At 60.9% G+C, this 17673-nt stretch carries 17 protein-coding genes; 8 read left to right on the forward strand and 9 right to left on the reverse strand.

Annotation, left to right across the window (positions count from 1 at the left end):
• Nucleotides 1–2 precede the first annotated feature (2 nt).
• Nucleotides 3–1544: an ABC transporter substrate-binding protein gene (locus EDF70_RS14440; RefSeq protein WP_132274586.1), complete on the reverse strand. Its 1542-nt coding sequence runs from the start codon at nt 1542–1544 to the stop codon at nt 3–5.
• An 84-nt stretch (nt 1545–1628) separates the two neighbouring features.
• Nucleotides 1629–2807, reverse strand: a complete 1179-nt coding sequence (locus tag EDF70_RS14445) for a Xaa-Pro peptidase family protein (protein WP_132274589.1) — start codon at nt 2805–2807, stop codon at nt 1629–1631.
• A 217-nt stretch (nt 2808–3024) separates the two neighbouring features.
• Here EDF70_RS14445 and EDF70_RS14450 point away from each other — a divergent pair, with 217 nt between their 5' ends.
• Genes EDF70_RS14450 through EDF70_RS14470 form a run of 5 tightly spaced genes read left to right on the forward strand, consistent with a single transcriptional unit; the run spans nt 3025 to nt 7620 of the window.
• A complete protein-coding gene (locus EDF70_RS14450) occupies nt 3025–3681 on the forward strand; it encodes a GntR family transcriptional regulator (RefSeq protein WP_165932031.1) in 657 nt (218 codons plus the stop codon).
• The gene (locus tag EDF70_RS14455; protein ID WP_132274594.1) at nt 3681–4994 is read left to right on the forward strand and encodes a hydantoinase/carbamoylase family amidase; all 1314 of its coding nucleotides are present in this window, start codon (nt 3681–3683) and stop codon (nt 4992–4994) included. The genes EDF70_RS14450 and EDF70_RS14455 overlap by 1 nt, the downstream gene beginning before the upstream one ends.
• A gap of 1 nt (nt 4995) precedes the next feature.
• Nucleotides 4996–5943 (forward strand): hydroxyacid dehydrogenase, encoded by a 948-nt coding sequence (locus tag EDF70_RS14460; protein ID WP_165932032.1) that lies wholly within the window; start codon nt 4996–4998, stop codon nt 5941–5943.
• Complete coding sequence (gene pxpB, locus EDF70_RS14465; protein ID WP_132274600.1) at nt 5927–6664, forward strand: 5-oxoprolinase subunit PxpB; 738 nt, start codon at nt 5927–5929, stop codon at nt 6662–6664. The genes EDF70_RS14460 and pxpB overlap by 17 nt, the downstream gene beginning before the upstream one ends.
• Nucleotides 6661–7620, forward strand: a complete 960-nt coding sequence (locus EDF70_RS14470; protein WP_132274603.1) for a biotin-dependent carboxyltransferase family protein — start codon at nt 6661–6663, stop codon at nt 7618–7620. The genes pxpB and EDF70_RS14470 overlap by 4 nt, the downstream gene beginning before the upstream one ends.
• Here the strand turns inward: EDF70_RS14470 and EDF70_RS14475 are convergent.
• Nucleotides 7617–8384: a 5-oxoprolinase subunit PxpA gene (locus EDF70_RS14475; RefSeq protein WP_132274606.1), complete on the reverse strand. Its 768-nt coding sequence runs from the start codon at nt 8382–8384 to the stop codon at nt 7617–7619. The genes EDF70_RS14470 and EDF70_RS14475 overlap by 4 nt on opposite strands.
• Nucleotides 8385–8507: 123 nt before the next feature.
• On the opposite strand from EDF70_RS14475, the gene EDF70_RS14480 reads away from it, so the two are divergent.
• From EDF70_RS14480 to EDF70_RS14490, 3 genes are all read left to right on the forward strand, one after another.
• Nucleotides 8508–9209 (forward strand): type 1 glutamine amidotransferase, encoded by a 702-nt coding sequence (locus EDF70_RS14480; RefSeq protein ID WP_132274608.1) that lies wholly within the window; start codon nt 8508–8510, stop codon nt 9207–9209.
• Nucleotides 9210–9227: 18 nt separating this feature from the next.
• Complete coding sequence (locus tag EDF70_RS14485) at nt 9228–10358, forward strand: Xaa-Pro peptidase family protein (RefSeq protein ID WP_132274611.1); 1131 nt, start codon at nt 9228–9230, stop codon at nt 10356–10358.
• A 213-nt stretch (nt 10359–10571) separates the two neighbouring features.
• Nucleotides 10572–11501, forward strand: a complete 930-nt coding sequence (locus EDF70_RS14490) for a LysR family transcriptional regulator (protein ID WP_132274614.1) — start codon at nt 10572–10574, stop codon at nt 11499–11501.
• Nucleotides 11502–11507: 6 nt separating this feature from the next.
• Here EDF70_RS14490 and EDF70_RS14495 read toward each other — a convergent pair whose 3' ends face one another.
• The 6 genes from EDF70_RS14495 to EDF70_RS14520 all read right to left on the reverse strand — a co-directional run bounded on the left by EDF70_RS14495 (nt 11508) and on the right by EDF70_RS14520 (nt 17672).
• Complete coding sequence (locus EDF70_RS14495; protein WP_132274617.1) at nt 11508–12866, reverse strand: MmgE/PrpD family protein; 1359 nt, start codon at nt 12864–12866, stop codon at nt 11508–11510.
• A 93-nt stretch (nt 12867–12959) separates the two neighbouring features.
• The gene (locus EDF70_RS14500) at nt 12960–13985 is read right to left on the reverse strand and encodes a serine hydrolase (RefSeq protein WP_132274620.1); all 1026 of its coding nucleotides are present in this window, start codon (nt 13983–13985) and stop codon (nt 12960–12962) included.
• Nucleotides 13982–14767, reverse strand: a complete 786-nt coding sequence (locus tag EDF70_RS14505; RefSeq protein WP_207908256.1) for an ABC transporter ATP-binding protein — start codon at nt 14765–14767, stop codon at nt 13982–13984. Before EDF70_RS14505 ends, EDF70_RS14500 begins: the two co-directional genes overlap by 4 nt.
• An 8-nt stretch (nt 14768–14775) precedes the next feature.
• On the reverse strand, nt 14776–15654 hold the full coding sequence (locus EDF70_RS14510; RefSeq protein ID WP_132274625.1) for an ABC transporter ATP-binding protein: 879 nt from the start codon (nt 15652–15654) through the stop codon (nt 14776–14778).
• Nucleotides 15647–16588, reverse strand: a complete 942-nt coding sequence (nikC, locus tag EDF70_RS14515) for a nickel transporter permease (protein WP_132274628.1) — start codon at nt 16586–16588, stop codon at nt 15647–15649. Before nikC ends, EDF70_RS14510 begins: the two co-directional genes overlap by 8 nt.
• A gap of 7 nt (nt 16589–16595) precedes the next feature.
• Nucleotides 16596–17672, reverse strand: coding sequence for an ABC transporter permease (locus EDF70_RS14520; RefSeq protein WP_132274629.1), 1077 nt, complete (start codon nt 17670–17672; stop codon nt 16596–16598).
• Nucleotide 17673 lies beyond the last annotated feature (1 nt).

Consider the following 17673-nt stretch of genomic DNA (forward strand, 5'->3'; position numbering starts at 1 on the left):
CATCAGGCCTTATTCAGCCAGACGTTTTCGACATAGTAGTAACGGGACAGCGGCGCGATCGTCCAATCTTCCGCGCCCTTGCCGTTTGCCGTCAGGATGTCCTCGTAGATCGGCACGATATAAGGCGTGTCCTTTAACTGCAGTTCCTGCGCCTTGGCATAAAGTTCGCGCCGCTTTTCCGTGTCCGTCGTCGAACGGGCATCTGATATCAGCGTATCGAACTCGGCGTTTTTCCAGGCCGTGTCCTCATAAGAAGCGTCGGAGGTCAGAAGCAGCTTGAACGTGGCATCCTCGGTGGCCTGCATGCCCCAATAACCCATGTAGAAGCTGCCCTTCATCCAGACATTGGCCAGATAGGTGTCGTGTGACATGGTCTCGACCTCGATGTCGAAACCTGCCGGCTTTGCCATTTCCTTCAGCGCAACCGCCACCTGGGCTCGGATCGCCGGACGGTTGGAAGCAACCAGCGTTACCTTGATGCCATCCGGATAACCGGCCTCAGTCAGCAGTTTCTTGGCGCCTTCCGGATCATAGGCGATCTCGGGCGTCTTGATGGCGTACTGGAATTCCGGCGAGACGAGGTTGTCGTAAGCGGGGCGGCCGAGGCCTTCGAGCACGATATCGACCAGCAGGCCACGATCGACCGACATGGCAAGCGCCTTGCGCACGCGCACGTCATCGAACGGTTTCTGGTCCTGACGCATGGTGACGTTGACGAAACGGCCGGACGGAATGCGCTTGGTGGTGATGCCGTTGGCAGCAGTGATACGCTCGAAATCCGCCTGCTGCACGGTGAGCATGATATCCATGGCGCCGTTGAGGAAATTGGCGCTTTCGGCGGCAAGATCCGGGAAGAGATGCATCTCGACGCCATCGAGATACGGCTTGCCCTTGATGAAATAGTTCTCGTTCTTGACGAGGCGCACCATGCGGGCGCTGTCGTAGGTTTCGAGCTTGAACGGGCCGGTGCCGTTGGCGGTCGTATCAAGCTTTTCGCGCGGACCGGAAAGGGCCGCCTTGGAAACGATGCGGGCATTGGCATGCGCCGTCGAGATCGGCAGGTCGGCAAACGGCGTCTTCAGATTGAAGCGCACGGTGGTGGCGTCGACAGCCTCGATCGTGTCGATCATGTTGAGAACCGAGCGGGCAGCCGCCGGCACATCCTTGTTCAGGATCGCCTGGAAGGTAGCGACCACATCGTCCGCCGTGCAGGGCGAACCGTCATGGAAGGTAACGCCCTTGCGCAGGAAATAGGTGAAGGTTTTTGCATCTTCACTGCCTTCCCAGCGCTCGGCAAGGTCGGCCATAGGCTTGTTGTCCGGGCCCATGCGGGTCAGGCCGGAATACAGCATATCCACCACCGGATATTCGGCCGGGCCGGAGCAGTTCAGCACATTCAGCGTCGCGATACGCGTCGAGTGGCTGATCTTCAGCGTACCGCCCGGCTTGGGCGTGGCAGACTGCGCAAAGCTGATGCCTGGAAGCATTGCCGTGGCGGCCATGCCCATTACCACCGTGCGGCGGGTAATCATAAAAGTCGTCATTTCGCCCTCTGTCGTTTGGTTTTGACATTCCGCCGGGCGCCTTTTCGTTTCTTGTTTTATGGCGCCGGCAATCGTTGAAATCCGTCAGGTGATGACGGTCAGATCCTCCGGCAGGGCGGTCAGCACTTCCGGTGCGCCTTCCGTCACCAGCAGCGTGTGGCCGACGCCCATGGCAAGGCCGGTATCGGCGTCGCCATTCATCACGTGATAGAAAAGCGTCATGCCGGGCCGGCATTCGGTCGGATTGCCGGAATAGATCATCGGCGGCACATCCATGCTGGTCGGCGCAAAGGTGCAACCGACCGAATAACCGGTGGCGCCGTAACGGGCACGCTTGTAGCCGCCCTTGTCGAGACCATCGGCATAGACATCGAAGATTTCGCCCAGCGTCGTGCCCGGGCGGGCGATCTCGGTCATTTTTCGCAAGGTCTCCATGCCGACGTCGTACATCTTGCGATGCGCATCGGAGACTTTTCCGAACAGGATGGTCCATTCGGTCTTCACGTTGTAACGGCGGTAAGCCACCGGATATTCAACGAGGATCTGATCCTGCGCTTCCAGCCGGCGCGGATCGGAAACACCACGGCCATAAACGGCGCGCGGGCCGGAATTGAACAGCGGCGCATTGGGCGGCATGTCGGCGCCCTGCCCGAGGATCGAGGTCAGGTAGACGGCCTTCAGGTCGCTATCGAGCGCACCGGGGCGAGCCGCCGCAATGACCGCCTCCAGCGACGTATCGAGAATGCGCGCCGCCTTGCGGGTGTATTCGATTTCGGCCGGCGACTTGACGACACGCAGCCAGCGGATCAGGTGACGATCGTCTTCAAGCGTGCACCAGTCTCCGATCGTCTGCTGGGTGCGATAGAGGTTCCAGCCGGTGAGGCCATGGGTGTTCAGCTCGATGGCAATCCTCTTGCCGCCAAGACCCAGCTCTTCGAGAATGACCTTCAGGTCGGCGGCCGGATTGGCATCCTCGGCATCCCACCAGATGCGGATATCCTCGATGACGCTGGTCTGGCGCGCCTGCACCAGATCCGGGCGGCGCGTCAGAAGGATCGGGGCGCGGCCATCGGTCGGCACAACAAGGCACTGGTAATAAACGAAGCCGCCGGTGTCGTAACCCGTCAGCCAGTACATGCTTTCCTGCGCGAAAACGAGCATCGCATCGACGCCGCGCGCGGCCAGTTCCGCCCGCAGCACGTCCTGCCGCTGAAGATGCTCTTCGCGTGAAAATGGCAGGTTGGGCGCGACAATCGAATTCACAATCACATTCCCTCTTATCGGCTTGAAGCCTGTTATTGCGTCAACCTACGGAATGGTATACCAGTCGTCAACCATCGGAATACAAAATTTCGGCACGCTTAAAAACTGTGCACTTGACCTGCGCGGATAGGTTGGCGAGATGACAATGCGAGGTTGATGTGGCACCGAATCGTCACACAGAGATGCCGCTGCCATGCGGGAGGAAGAGACAGAGACGATGCTGATCGAGACCGACAAGCGCCTTGCCCTTCAGGCTTACGAACAGATCCTCAACCTTGTCCTTTCCGGGCAGGCAAAACCGGGCGTGATGATCACCGAACGGCGGCTGGCCGAAACGCTGAACATGTCCCGCACCCCGATCCGCGATGCGCTGCTGATGCTGGAAGGCGAAGGCCTGCTCATTCGCCAGGGCAGAAGCGGATTGCAAGTCAAGCAGATGCGCATCGAGGACTACATGGATGCGCTGCAGATCCGCCAACTGCTGGAGCCGGAGGCGGCAAGGCTGGCAGCCGGCCATATGCAGCCCGAGATTTTGGGCGCTCTGGAAATCGACCTGAAGGACCTGCTGCACAATGCGACGGCGCCCGACGGCAAGCCGGATCGTGGATCGGTGCGCGATGTCGATGACCGTCTGCATGACGGCATCGGCGAGGCAGCGGGCAATCCGCAACTGGCGCAGATCATCCGCACGCTTCGACGCCAGACCCAGATTTTCGACCTGCGCAGCATTCCCGAGCGTTTCGAAGTCACCTGTCAGGAACATCTCGCCATCGTGACCGCCCTACGGGACGGCCGGGCAGACGATGCCGCCGATGCGATGCGCCAGCACCTTGCCCATGTTCGAGACAGCATTATCAAGAGATTGGCCCGCTGATGATTGCCCATTCAGAAGCAGTGCAGCGGCAGACGCTGGAGCAATCCAACCATGCGCCGGTGGATATCGCCCTTGCTGAGCGGCTGTTCGACGAATTGAAGCGCCGCACCGGCAATGCGCGCGGCATTACCCGAACATCCTTCGGTCTTGGCGAGCAGATTGCCCATGACATGGTGCGCCGCGAGGCCCGCAAGCTCGGCCTCGAGATTAAGACCGATCCGGGTAGCAACCTTTACATGACGCTGAAGGGTCGCGAAGAAGGCCCCGGCATCTTCATCGGCTCGCATCTCGATTCCGTTCCGATGGGCGGCAATTTCGACGGTGCTGCCGGCGTACTGATGGGACTTGCCGTCGTATCCGGCTACGTGCGCGGCAACATTCGCCCGCCGCGCGACATCACCATCATGGCGATCCGCGCCGAAGAAAGCACATGGTTCGGCGCCTCCTATATCGGCAGTCGCGCGGCGTTCGGAAAGCTGACGGCGCGTGAACTCGATCAGGTCACGCGTTCATCCGATCAGATATCGCTTGGCGCGGCAATCGATGCGGCCGGTGGCGATACCGCCTTTCTCAAGACCGGCACGTCCTATCTCGATCCGGCCGATATCGCGATGTTCATCGAACCACATATCGAGCAGGGGCCGGTTCTGATCGAACGCGAGATACCGCTCGGCATCGTCACCGGCATTCGCGGCTCCTTCCGTTTCCGTGAGGCGGAATGCATCGGCACGTATGCGCATTCGGGCGCGACGCCGCGCGAATATCGCAGCGACGCCGTGCGGGCGGCGGCGGCTCTGGTGACGGAACTGGACAAGGCATGGATCGCGCTGGCGGAAGCCGGTGCGGATCTCGTAGTGACCTTCGGGCAATTTTCCACGGATGCCAAGGAGGCCGCCTTCAGCAAGGTTGCCGGCAAACTGAGTTTTGCGCTCGACATCCGCAGCCAGCAGCCGGAGACGCTGACGGCGATGCAGACCATCGTGCGCGATACCGTGGCGCGTATAGAGGCCGCGCATCAGGTGAAATTCGAGCTTGGCCGTTTGACCGACAGCAAACCGGCACAGATGGATGATGCTATCGTGCAATCGTTCGAAGCGCTGGCTGCCGCGCATGGCATAGACACATTGACCATGGCCTGCGGCGCCGGACATGATGCTGCGGTGTTTGCCGATGCCGGGGTACCGACCGGCATGCTTTTTATTCGCAACGCCAATGGAAGCCATAATCCGGACGAGCAGATGGACATCGCGGACTTTGCCGAGGCGGCCCGCCTGCTTTCCGCACTCTGCCTCGATCCGCCGCTGGAGAGATGAAATGCCACATTCGCCGCGCAAGTGCCTGATCGTCCAGCCAATCGCCGAAACGGCGATCCGCCTTCTGGAAAGCCGAGGGCTTCAGGTTCATACCGCGGCAGATACGCGCCTCGATACGCTTCGGCCGCATCTTGCCGAGGCAGAAGTCGTCATCACCCGCAACCACGGTCTTTCGGCCGACGAGATTGCCGCCGCTCCCAATCTGAAAGTGGTCGGCGTTCATGGCACCGGCACTGACAAGGTGCACAAACCATCGCTGGCGCAACGCGACATACCGCTGGTGAATACGCCGGGCGCCAATGCGCAATCGGTCGCCGAACTGGTGATGGCGCTGATCCTCGGCTGTTCGCGATCGCTGATCGCCGCCGACCATGCCTCGCGGACCGGAAACGGCAATTTTCGCGTCACCCATCCGACATTCGAGATTTCGGGACGCCGGCTGGGGCTGATCGGCTACGGCAATATTTCCCGGCTGGTCGCACGCCTGGCACTGGCTTTTGGCATGCAGGTTGCGGTTTCGTCGCGTTTCACACCGGACGCGGATCTGATCAAGGACGGCATATTGCCGATGCAGGATATCGACCAGCTCTGCGAATGGTCCGACATTCTGTCACTACACGGCGTGCCCGAAGCGACGCCGACGATCGATGCCCGCCGGCTTGCGATGCTCGGCCCGCAAGGGCTGCTGATCAATACGGCGCGCGGCACGCTGATCGACGAACAGGCGCTGGCGGATGCGCTCAACACCGGCACCATCGCCGGTGCCGGGCTGGACGTGCTGCACCATGAACCGATCGAGGACGGGCATCCGCTGCTAAAATGTCCCAACCTAATCCTGACACCGCATATCGGCGGTTCGACACGGGAAGCGCTGGAAAAGACCGGGATGCAGGTGGCGACCAAGGTTCTGGCCGAACTGGACAGGATCGGCGATGTCCAACCCGCCTGAGATAAGCTACCCGCGCATCATCCGGGCGGGTGACCGTGCCGTCACGGTGGAATTTTCCAACACGATCGACGAGACCTCGAACCGGCTGGTTCTGGCGCTCGATGCGTCTCTTTCGACAGAACCGCCCGCAGGGCTACTGGAAACGGTTCCGACCTATCGATCGCTCACCGTGATCTATGATCCGCAAGTGGTGCGAGGTTCGGTGATGGCAACGGAACTGATGCAGCGTGCCGCCTTGAAGGGCGCCGCCGATATGGGCGGACGGATTTTCGAGTTCCCCATTGTTTACGGGGGCGAACATGCGGCCGATCTCGATGATCTGGCACGGAAGAAAGAGCTATCCGTTGAGGACATCATCCGCCTGCATCTGGGAGCCGAATACCGGGTCTACATGATCGGGTTTTCGCCGGGCTTTGCCTATCTCGGCGGATTGCCCGAAATCCTGCATACACCGCGGCTTGCCGTTCCGCGCCAACGTATCGAAGCTGGTGCCGTCGGTATTGGCGGAAAACAGTCGAGTATCAATTCGCTGCCCGGCCCGAGCGGCTGGCGTTTTATCGGCCGCACGCCGGCAAAACTGTTCGATGCGAAACGCGACGTGCCGTTTCTTCTCGTGGCCGGCGACCGCATCCGTTTTCGCCGCATCGAGGCGGACCAAGCTGCAGATCTGGATCAGCGCGCGGCGAAAGGTGATGTCATCGTGCGGGAGATTGCTCCGTGAGCAGAACTCTGAAAATCCTGCGCCATGGTCCGCTGATGACCATTCAGGACGGTGGCCGTTACGGCTTTCGGGCGTTCGGCGTTTCCACGTCGGGCGCGATAGACCGTGCATCTCACGCCATTGCCAATGCGCTTGTCGGCAACGATTTTGAGGCCGCTGCCATCGAGTTCGCTCTGGCCGGTGGCGCGATCGAGGCCGATGAGGACGTTATGATCGCGGTGACGGGCGGCGCCTGCCGGATCGAGATCGACGGGCAGCCTGTTGCGCCGTGGGAAAGCCATATCCTGCGCAAAGGCCAAAACCTAGAAATCGGCGCCCTGCGCGGCGCCGTCTGGGGATATCTCGCCATCTCGGGGGGTATCACCACGACACCGGTGCTGGGCAGCCGTTCCACGCATCTGCGCACCGGGCTTGGTGGCCTCGACGGACGCAAACTTGCAGCGGGTGACGTGTTGCCCCTCGGTAAACCGGGCGATCTGGAACTGCTGGCACTTGGCCTGCCCTATTTTCGCAGGCCGGAGCCGATCACGGTCGTGCCGGGTCCGCAGGACGACTATTTCGACCGCGAGACATGGGCGACCTTCACCACCGGGCCGTTCGAGGTGACCGCGTCGCGCGACCGGATGGCGATGGTGCTGGACGGGCCGCCGCTGACGGCTGACAAGGGACATGACATCATTTCGGACGCGACCGTGGTCGGCTCCATTCAGGTGCCGGGTTCCGGCAAACCGATCGTGCTGTCCGCCGATGGCCAGACGACCGGCGGTTACCCCAAAATCGCCACTGTCGCCTCGGTCGATCTCGCCCGCCTTGCGCAAATGCCGAGCGGCCAACATTTCCGGTTCAAGGCGATTTCCGCCGATGCTGCCGAAGAGCTTTTTATCCACGACCAGAAACGCCTTGCGGACGCGCTCAACAGTCTCTGCCGTCCGGGTGACAGGCGGTTTTGGGGCTAAATATTGGACAAACCGGGCGCAATCCTCCAGCCGTTGTCTTCCAGACCCACCCGCAAGGTTTTTGCCATCTCCACCGCGCCCGGTGTATCGCCATGCACGCAGACGGAATCGATAGGCACCGACAGAGTTTTGCCGGAGGTCGCGGTGATCCGTCCTGCCGACACCATCTCCATGACGCGTTCGACAAGCATTTTCGCATCATGGATGACCGAACCCGGCTCGGAGCGCGGCGACAGGTTGAACGTGTCGGCATAGGTGCGGTCGGCATAAATCTCGTTGATGGCGGTCAGGCCCAGTGCATCTGCGGCGCGCGCGGTCGCCGTGCCCGGCATCACCATGAAAGCCAGCTTTGGATCGACCGCCTTGATGGCGCGGGCAACGGCCAGCGCCATGGCATCGTCATCGGCGCAGACATTGCCAAGCGCGCCATGGGTTTTCACATGCGTCATCGGGTGATCTTCGAGAGCGCAGACCGCGGCAAGTGCGCCGACCTGATAGGCGACCAGCGTTTCCACCTCCGACACGGTGACGCCGGGCAGACGGCGGCGGCCAAAACCGATCAGATCGCGATAACCGGGATGCGCGCCGACCGCCACACCACGCGCCTTCGCCAACCGCACGGTGGCCCGCATGATATCCGGATCACCGGCATGGAAACCGCAGGCGATATTGGCCGTGCTGACGATGTCGAGCATGGCGGCATCATCGCCCATCGCCCAGGGGCCAAAACCTTCGCCGAGATCGGAATTGAGATCGATACGCATGCCTGCCCTTTCGTCTGCTCCGTACTATCGCACAACAGCGTCGCCCCGACATCGGATTTCGCGATTGCACCACGAACACCATCGGTATACCAATGGTGTTCAGAAATTAAAACGGGGAATGACATGGCAGGGCGCCTTCTTTATCTCGGCAATGGCCGCAAATTTCAGTCGGTTGCCAAACTGGATGACAGGTTCGAGGCGTGGGGCCTGAAGGTCGATCGATACTGGGCCTATGACGGCCAGTTTCCGGCTTCGCTGGATGGTTATGACGGCATTTTTCTGTCCGGCAGCGCCCATGGCGCCTATGAAGACGTGCCTTTCATCCTGCGCGAACACGAACTGATTCAGGAGGCTGCGGAGAAGCAGATTCCCATGCTCGGCATCTGCTTCGGCAGCCAGATTCTGGCTTCGGCGCTGTGCGGCAAGGATCAGGTGTTCCGCCGCACCTCCTGCGAGATCGGCTACAAGGACCTGCCGCTGACCGAAGCTGCCGCCACCGACAAGCTGGCCCGCGACCTGGTCGAAAACGTCCACATGTTCGTCTGGCACAATGACGAGGTGAAGGCGCAGCATCCGGACATGACGGTGCTGGCTTATTCCGACGACTGCCCGAACCAGATCTGGCGTTACAAGGACGAGGATATCTGGGGCATTCAGGGCCATCCAGAAGTCACCAAGGCGCAGGCCGTGATCTGGTTCGACGAAAACCGCGAGCGGATGGAAAAGGACGGCGCCAATATCGACGACCTGAAGGCGCAGGCGCATGAGGCGGCGGAAGCCAAGACCATGCTGACGCGCTTTGCCGAACTCGTCCAGAACGGCTGATCCTCAAGGAAAATGACAATGGTAAAAACTGCCTACTGGTTCGAACGCGAAGAATTTCTCGAGCGCCTTGCCCGTGTCCAAAAGACGCTGCGGGAAAAGCAGCTGGATGGCCTGATCGCCTTCCTGCCGGAAACCGTGACCTGGCTGACCGGTTATTTCACCCGCGCCTATGGCACGCTGCAATTCGCCATCATTCCGGCCGAGGGCGAACCGACCCTGTTCTGCCGCGATGTCGAGGAATATTATCTCGACAGCACCTGCGTGTTTTCAGACCGGGTGATGTGGAGCGACAGCGACGACCGCATGAAGGTGGCAGCCGACGCCATTGCCAGCCGCATCGGCAAAACCGCGAAGCTCGGTATCGAACTTTCCGCTTGGCCGCTGTCTGCGGGTCGTTACGAATATCTGAAATCGGCGCTTCCCGGCATCGAATGGCAGGATGAAAGCCTGATGACGCCGCGCATGCGGTTGATCAAGTCACCCGCGGAAATCGCCTATCAGCGCCGCGCCGCCAAGGCGGCCGAAGCCGGCATGCAGGCGGCGATCGACAGCGCCGCCGTCGGTGTCAGCGAACGCGAAATGGCCGCCGAAGTGTGTGCCGCGATGATCCGCGCCGGCAGCGACCTGCCCGGCCCCGGCGTGATGTCTTCCGGCGAGCGCGCCTTTCATCTGCATGGCGGTTATTCCGACCGGATTCTAGAAGCCGGCGATATCGTGCAGATCGAAACGACGCCGAATGTCCGGCATTATCACGCCCGTTTCATGCGGCCGATCCGCGTCGGCCCCGTCCAGGACGACGACCACAAGGTTGTCGAGCAGCTCATCGCCATTCAGGATGCCGCCATGCGCGAGGTGAAGCCGGGTGTTTCCGCCGGCATTCCCGACGCGATCTATCGCGACGGCGTGCTGTCTGCGGGCCTGCGCGAAACCTATACCAACAAGACCTTCTATTCCGTTGGCCTGCTGCTGCAGCCCAATGGTGGCGAACCACTGGAAGCGGCGGCCGGATGCGACTGGGTTTTCGAGCCGGGCCAGACATTCCACACCTACGTTCTGGCGCGCGGATTCGGCATGTCGGAAACCATCGCCATTACCGAAACAGGCTATGAAAAGCTCACCCACTTTCCGCGTCAGCTGTTCGTGAAATAGCAAACACTTCCCGAGAATTAGCGGCGCATTGGCAAGCAAAAAATGACCGATGCGCCGCTGATGGCATGAATGCCGAAAATGAGACTGCCGAACCGCTGCACGTGATCGCAACACACTTGCAAGGGCGGACGGCAGACCGCATGGTACGCGCTTTGAATTCTTGTTCTGGAACTGCCGTTTTCCGGCCGTGCCGGGAAGAACGGAGACGGAGCGGTGGAACTCAAATGGTTGGAAGATTTCCTCAGCCTCTCGCATTTCATGAATTTTACGCTGGCTGCCAATGACCGCAACATCACCCAATCGGCACTCAGCCGCCGAATCCGCCAGCTGGAAGAATGGGCCGGTCTGCCGCTGATCGACCGCTCCACCTATCCGGTCCGGCTGACCGAAGCGGGTCAGAGCTTTCTGCCACGGGCGAGACGGGCCGTGGATTCCATCGTCGCGCTGCGTGAGGAAACCCGCCAGCGGCATGAGGCTTCCGACGAAATACTGTCTTTCGCCACGATGAGCACGCTGGTTCTGACGTTCTTTCCGGTCTGGATGGAAAGGATAGAGGCGAATGGCGCACCATTCCGCACACGGTTTGCTGAGGCCTATTCGTCCTTTTCCGGCAATGTTTCGAAACTGTTTCGCAACGAATGCGATTTCCTGCTGACCTATGCGCATGACTGCGTGCCGGCGATCCGCGATCTGGCCGATTACCCCTGCCTGACGCTCGGTTCGGAACGGGTGATCGCCATCTCCGCACCTGACAACAACGGTGAACCGCTGCACCGGCTGACGCTCGACGGTGAGCCGGTGAATTATCTGAGTTATCGCGACAGCTCGTTTTTCGCGCAGGCATTGCCGAAGGCGATTTTCGAAAAGGCGCCCTTCCGGCTCAACACTGTTTATGAAAACGCCATGTCCGCCGCCCTGAAAGCCATGGCGATGGCCGGTCATGGCCTTGCCTGGATACCGGAAAGCCTTGCCGTCAACGAGATCCGGAGCGGCCAGCTGGTGCGGGCTGCGGAACCGGAGCACGACATTACGGTCGAAATCCGCCTCTACAGATCCTATCGCCTGCGTTGCAAGAGTGCCGGCCATTTCTGGAAACGGGCGGAAGAGGTCGGCATTCTGACCGACCGTGTTTCGCTTCCGTAATTCACGTCAAGCCGCAACCGACTGGTTGTCAAACAACGTGCCGAGGAAACGCAGATCCTTCTGGTTTTCGAGGGACTGCAGACGTGAATGTATCGTCTCGGCGCCGGCCACATCGTTCAGGCAATCGAAAAATTTCGTGCGCTGATCGGCTTGCGAAAACGGATTGGCGATGCCGCCGCGTGCTGCCGCGCGTTGGGTTTCGAGAATCGTGCCATCCATCAGCGTGATCTTCAGCGTGTGGGGAAGATAGCTCATCGCCTCGGCCTCTTCCGCAGCGCTGTAATGTGTCATGGAAATTTTCGGCAGCAACGCGTCCTTTGCAAAAATCTCCACGGCATCAGGTGTGAAATCCGACAATGAAAGCGTTTTTCTGCGCAGCGCCAGAGCAAGGCAATATTGCATGGAAAAACGTGCCTGCATTTCATCCTTCGGCTCGGAATAGGCAAGATTGCGGTAATTGGCGATGCCGACATGGCATTCGGCGGAAACGATCGCATCCGGATCGATATCCGTGTCCTTCATCAGGTCGAGCACCGCATCGACGATGAGATGCGTGGAGCCGCAGCAGGGATGCAGCTTTGGCATGACGCCGACCGTTTCCACCGTGTGATCGCGCGTCGCGGCAATCTCGGCGATATCATAGCCTTTAGGGTTTTCACCGCCGAACATCTCCAGAAACCCCTGTTCGCCTTCGAGAATATCGAGACGACCGCGCAGACCTTCCGCCGCCAGCAGCGCGGCTTCCACGGCATTGCGCGCCGCCATGCCGGCGTGGAACGGCTTCACCGGCGTGCCGAACTGGCCCTTGGTGCCGGAGGCCATGCTGGCGCCAAGCGAGAGTGCTCGGGCAATGCCGGCAGCATCGAGACCGATGAGTTTTGCGACACCGGCCGCCGTGCCGATGCTGCCGACCGTGGAAGTGCCGTGCCAGCCGGCCGTGTAATGCGAGCCGGCGACGCCGCTGCCGACAAAGGCCTGTGCCTGCAAGGCCACAAGATATGCATCGACCAGCGCCTTGCCGCTGGTATTGACGCGATCCGCCACCGCCAGCAGTGCCGGCACGATGACGGCGGAGGCGTGGCTCATGCCGGGACGAAAATTATCGTCGTAATCGAGCGCATGCGCCGCCGTGCCGTTGATCAGGGCCGCGACGGAGGGCGATTGCCGGCCACCGGTGACAAGCGCCGCCTCACCTGCCAGCTGCCAGCCGAACGCGCGGGAAACCGCCAGCGTGCTCATATCGTTGCGGCCGGCGTAAAGGCAGGCGATCGTATCGCTGATCGCTTCGCGGGCAAGGCGACGGGCCGTTTCGCTGGTGGCAGGTGGTGCGGCGCACCAGGCTGCGATGGTTTCGATGACGGTCATTGCGAAAACTCTTTCTGGAAAAATGGACATGCACCATCCCGGCCGCGCCGGGAGCACGGTTCATGGGAAACAAATGTTTGCAGGCAGCCGCACTCAGGACGTATCGTCGAGCGCTGCCAGAAGATGGCGCAACAGCTTTCCGACGCCGAAGCGTGTGACATACCGTCCTTCCTTTTCGGTATCGACGCGGTGGATGACGACCATGTCCAGCGCCGGCATCACGAGGCAATAATGCCCGCCGGCACCGTTGGCGGCATAACTGCCTTTCGGCGTGATGACGCCCGGCAGAAACACGCCCTCACGCTCCAGCCACCACATATAGCCATAACCACCAAGAGCGCCGGCATGCGAATAAGGCAGCACACATTCCTGGGCCCAGCCGGCAGGCAGAACGGCTGAGCCGTTCCAAACACCGTTTTGCAGGTAGAGCTGACCGAAACGGGCGAGATCGCGGCTCGACATGCGGAAGGGGTAGGCGCGATGTTCGCTGATCTGAAAACTCTCGTGCCAGCCATCCGGCTTTTCGCCGTCGATGGTGAAATCCTGCATGCCGATCGGCCCGGCGATGCGGCGGAGGAAGGATTGATGCACCGATTCGCCGGTCAGCTTTTCGAAGATCGTGCCAAGCGCGTTGAAATCCCAGTTGTTGTAACACCAGAAAGTGCCCGGCGCGTGCGAATGGCGCCTCTCCTTGATCATGCGCATCCATGGCGTTTCATAACCGGCCGGATGGTAGATGCCGGAACGGGCCGTCAGCAGATCATAGATGGTTGCCTGTCGCTCGACCGCGCTTAAACGCTGGCGATCGTCGATATCCAGACTTTCCAGCGTGGCCGATAGATCGATCCGCCCCTCCTCCACCTCGAAACCGATCAGAGCCGCCAGAAAGCTCTTGCGCATCGAATGGCAGAGAAACTTTTGTCCCGCATCACAGATCGACAGGACCACCTTGCCGTGGCGGATGACGAGCAGCATGTCGGTGGCCTGCGATGCCGCCACAGCGCGCACCGCTTCCAGTTTCTTCTCGCTGAACCCTGCGGCAGCGGGATTTTCGTAGGCTTGCCAGTCGGCACCCGGATTGGTTATCGACGTCTCGGCAGAGGATGGCACCCTGCTCATGCCGCCACCTCCGGGCTGCGCTCCACGGCCTCGACACTCGCCTGCAGAAACTCCCGCGTGTAATCCTCTTTTGCTTCGGACTTGCGGATCTGCTGCGACGTCAGTTCTTCGATGATACGCCCCTTGTACATCATGCCGGCGCGCTCGCAGATATGGGCGATGACCGCCAGATCATGGCTGACCATGAGATAGGTGAGGTTTCGCTCCACCCGCAGGCGTTTCAGGAGATTGAGGATTTCCGCCTGTACCGAGACGTCGAGCGCCGAGGTGGGCTCGTCGAGCAGCAGGATCTCTGGCTCGATGATCAGCGCACGGGCAATCGCCACACGCTGGCGCTGGCCGCCGGAGAGTTCGTGCGGATACCGATAGCGGAACGAGGCGCCAAGACCGACGGCATCCAGCGTTTCGGCGATACGTTCCGAATGGCGATCGAAGCCGTGAATGCGCAGCGGCTCGGAAAGGACCTTTTCGACGATCTTGCGGGGATGCAGGGAACCGTATGGATCCTGAAACACCATCTGGGCGCGGCGGAAGAAATCCTTTTCGCGCTTTTTCGGCAGTTCGCGATCATTGAGGGTGAGCGCACCGTCATAATCATCGTTGAGGCCGGACAAGGCCCGCAGGATCGTCGACTTTCCGCAGCCGGATTCGCCGATCAGGCCGTAGGCCTCGCCCTTGCCGATGCGGAAGGACACGTCATCCACGACGCGGTTGCGGGCATGTTGCGGACCAAAGCTGATGGAGAGGCCAATCGCCTCGATAAGCGGTCTTGTCTGTTTCATGGCCGGTGTCATGCCAAAACTCCATTGCGATAGACGGGACCATCAAGCCATGCCGGATCACGCACAGGCACTTTCAGTTCCTCGGTTTCGCTGTCGAGGCGCGGCAGGCTCTGCAACAGTGCCTGCGTATAGGGATGCTGCGCCTTGTGCAGGTCCTTGGCCGGCAGATCTTCCATGATGCGGCCGGCATACATGACGAGCACCCGGTCGCAGAAACCGGCGACGAGATTGAGGTCATGGCTGATGAACATCAGCCCGGTCCCGCGCCGCGTTACCAGTTCATCCAAAATGGTCAGAACCTGACGGCGTACCGTCACATCCAATGCCGAGGTGGGTTCGTCGGCGATGATCAGATCCGGCTCGGGGATCAGCATCATGGCGATCATGATGCGCTGGCCCATGCCGCCGGACACTTCGTGCGGAAAGAGGGTGAACACCCGCTCGGGATCGCGGATCTGCACCGATTCCAGCATGGCGAGCGCCTTTTCCCGCGCCTCTGCCTTCGGTGACTTGTGGTGCAGGCGATAGGCTTCGACAATCTGCTGGCCGATCCGCATCAGCGGATTGAGCGAATATTTCGGGTCCTGCAGGATCATCGAGATGTGATTGCCGCGGATCTTGCGCATGTCCTTTTCGCTTGCGGCGAGAAGGTCGGTATCCTTGAAGCGCATGTGGGCGGCGCTGATGGTCGCCACTTTTGGCGTCAGCTTCAGGAGCGCGCGGCCAGTCTGGGATTTGCCCGAGCCGCTTTCGCCGACAATGCCGACCTTTTCCCGGCCAATGGTGAAGGACACGCCGCGCACGGCATCAAACGTGCGCTGCGGTGTCTCGAAGCGGATCGTCAGATCCTTGACGTCGATAAGGGGTGCAACCTCGGGCTTATCCATGGCGGGGATCCAGTACGTCGCGCAGGCCATCGCCCAACAGATTGAAGGCAAGGCTGGTGATGAGGATGGCGGTTCCGGGAATGGCGGCGATCCACCAGCTGGTCATCACGAATTCACGGCCCGACGACAGCATCGTGCCCCATTCCGGGCTTGGCGGCTGGGCGCCGAGACCGAGAAAACCGAGGCCGGCGGCGGTGAGGATGATGGCCGCCATGTTGAGCGTGACGCGCACCACGACCGAGGGAATGCACATCGGCATGATATGGCCGAAGATGATGCGCAGGCTGGACGCCCCCTGCAAGCGCACGGCGGCAATGTAATCCGACTTGCGGATGGTCAGCGTTTCGGCGCGGGCAAGGCGGGCGATCGGCGGCCATGAGGCGAGCGAAATGGCGATGATGGCATTCTCGATGCCAGGCCCAAGCGCCGCGACGAAGGCAAGCGCGAGGATGAGGTTGGGGAAAGCCAGAAACACGTCGACGATGCGCATCAGCACCGTATCGACCCAGCCGCCGAGATAACCGGCCGTGGTGCCGACGATCAGGCCGATCGGCGCGACGATGACGGTGGTCAGAAGCGCGATGTAAAGCGTGATACGGGCGCCGAACAGGAGGCGGCTATAGACATCGCGCCCGAGTTCATCCGTGCCGAGCCAATGCTCCATCGATGGCGCCAGCAGGCGTGTGGCAAGGTTCTGCTCGAAAATGTCATGCGTGGCGAGCAGCGGCGCGAAGGTGGCCGCGATCAGCAGAATGACGATAACGCACAATCCGAACAGCGCGGAACCGTTGGCGCGCAACCGCCGCCATTGCAGCCAGAGTTGCTGCATGCGGGCATGCGAGGGCGAGGTCGGAACCGGCGCGCGCAGCCAGGCCGCAAGCCCGGTATGGGCAGCGGCGGCAACGGCCGGCGAAGTTATGGCTTTGTCAGTCATGGCGGCCTCAGCGGGTTCTGGGGTCGAAGACGCGATAAAGAAGATCGCAGATGAGATTGAGGGTGACAAAAATGACGCCGACGAGGAGCGAGCAGCCCACGACCGCATTCATGTCACCGACAAGAAGCGCATTGGTGAGGTAGCGGCCGAAACCGGGCCAGGCAAACACCGTCTCGGTCAGCACCGCGCCTTCGAGAAGGAAGGCATAGGAGAGCGCCACGACGGTCATCACCTGCACCGCCACATTGCGAAAGGCGTGGATCCAGACCGTGCGTGCCCAGGACAGGCCTTTGACACGGGCGGTGACGATATATTCCTGGCTCAACTGCTCGATCATGAAGGAGCGCGTCATGCGGCTGATATAGGCAAGCGCGCCAAAACCGAGGATCGAGGCCGGCAGGATGATGTGGCCGAAAACGTTGCGGAACACTTCCCAGTTGCCCACCAATGCGGTGTCGATCAGGTAGAAGCCGGTGATCGGTTCGATATCGAATTCATAGATGAAATCGATGCGCCCCGGCCCGCCGATCCAGCCGAGCGTGGCGTAAAACAGGACAAGCCCCATCAGGCCGAGCCAGAAGTTTGGCGCCGAATAACCGATCAGGCCGGTGAAACGGATGGCATTGTCCAGCCAGGAATTGCGGTACATGGCCGACAGCACGCCGGCCGGAATGCCGAAACCGGTGCCGATGATGATCGACAGCGTGGCAAGCTCGATGGTGGCTGGAAAGACACGGGCGATGTCGTCGATAACGGGCTTGCCCGTCGTCAGCGCATCACCGAAATCGAGCGACAGGATGCCCTTCACATAGACGCCGAACTGATACCAGAGCGGCTTGTCCATGCCGAGCGCCGCCGACATCTTTTCATAAGCCTCCTGGGTGGCGTTATCGCCGAGGATGGAGGCAACCGGATCGATCGGCAGCATTCTGCCGATGAAAAATGTCAGGGCCGCGAGGCCGAACAGGGTGACGAAGACCGGCAGCAGCGTCTTGCCGAGAATGCTCAGCACGACGAGAACCGGGTTTGGCTTCGTCCCGTTCCCCGCATTGCTGCGGGGAATCGAGTGAGTGAGGTCCGCCATG

This window comes from Neorhizobium sp. JUb45, from assembly GCF_004343585.1.
Lineage (GTDB): Bacteria > Pseudomonadota > Alphaproteobacteria > Rhizobiales > Rhizobiaceae > Neorhizobium.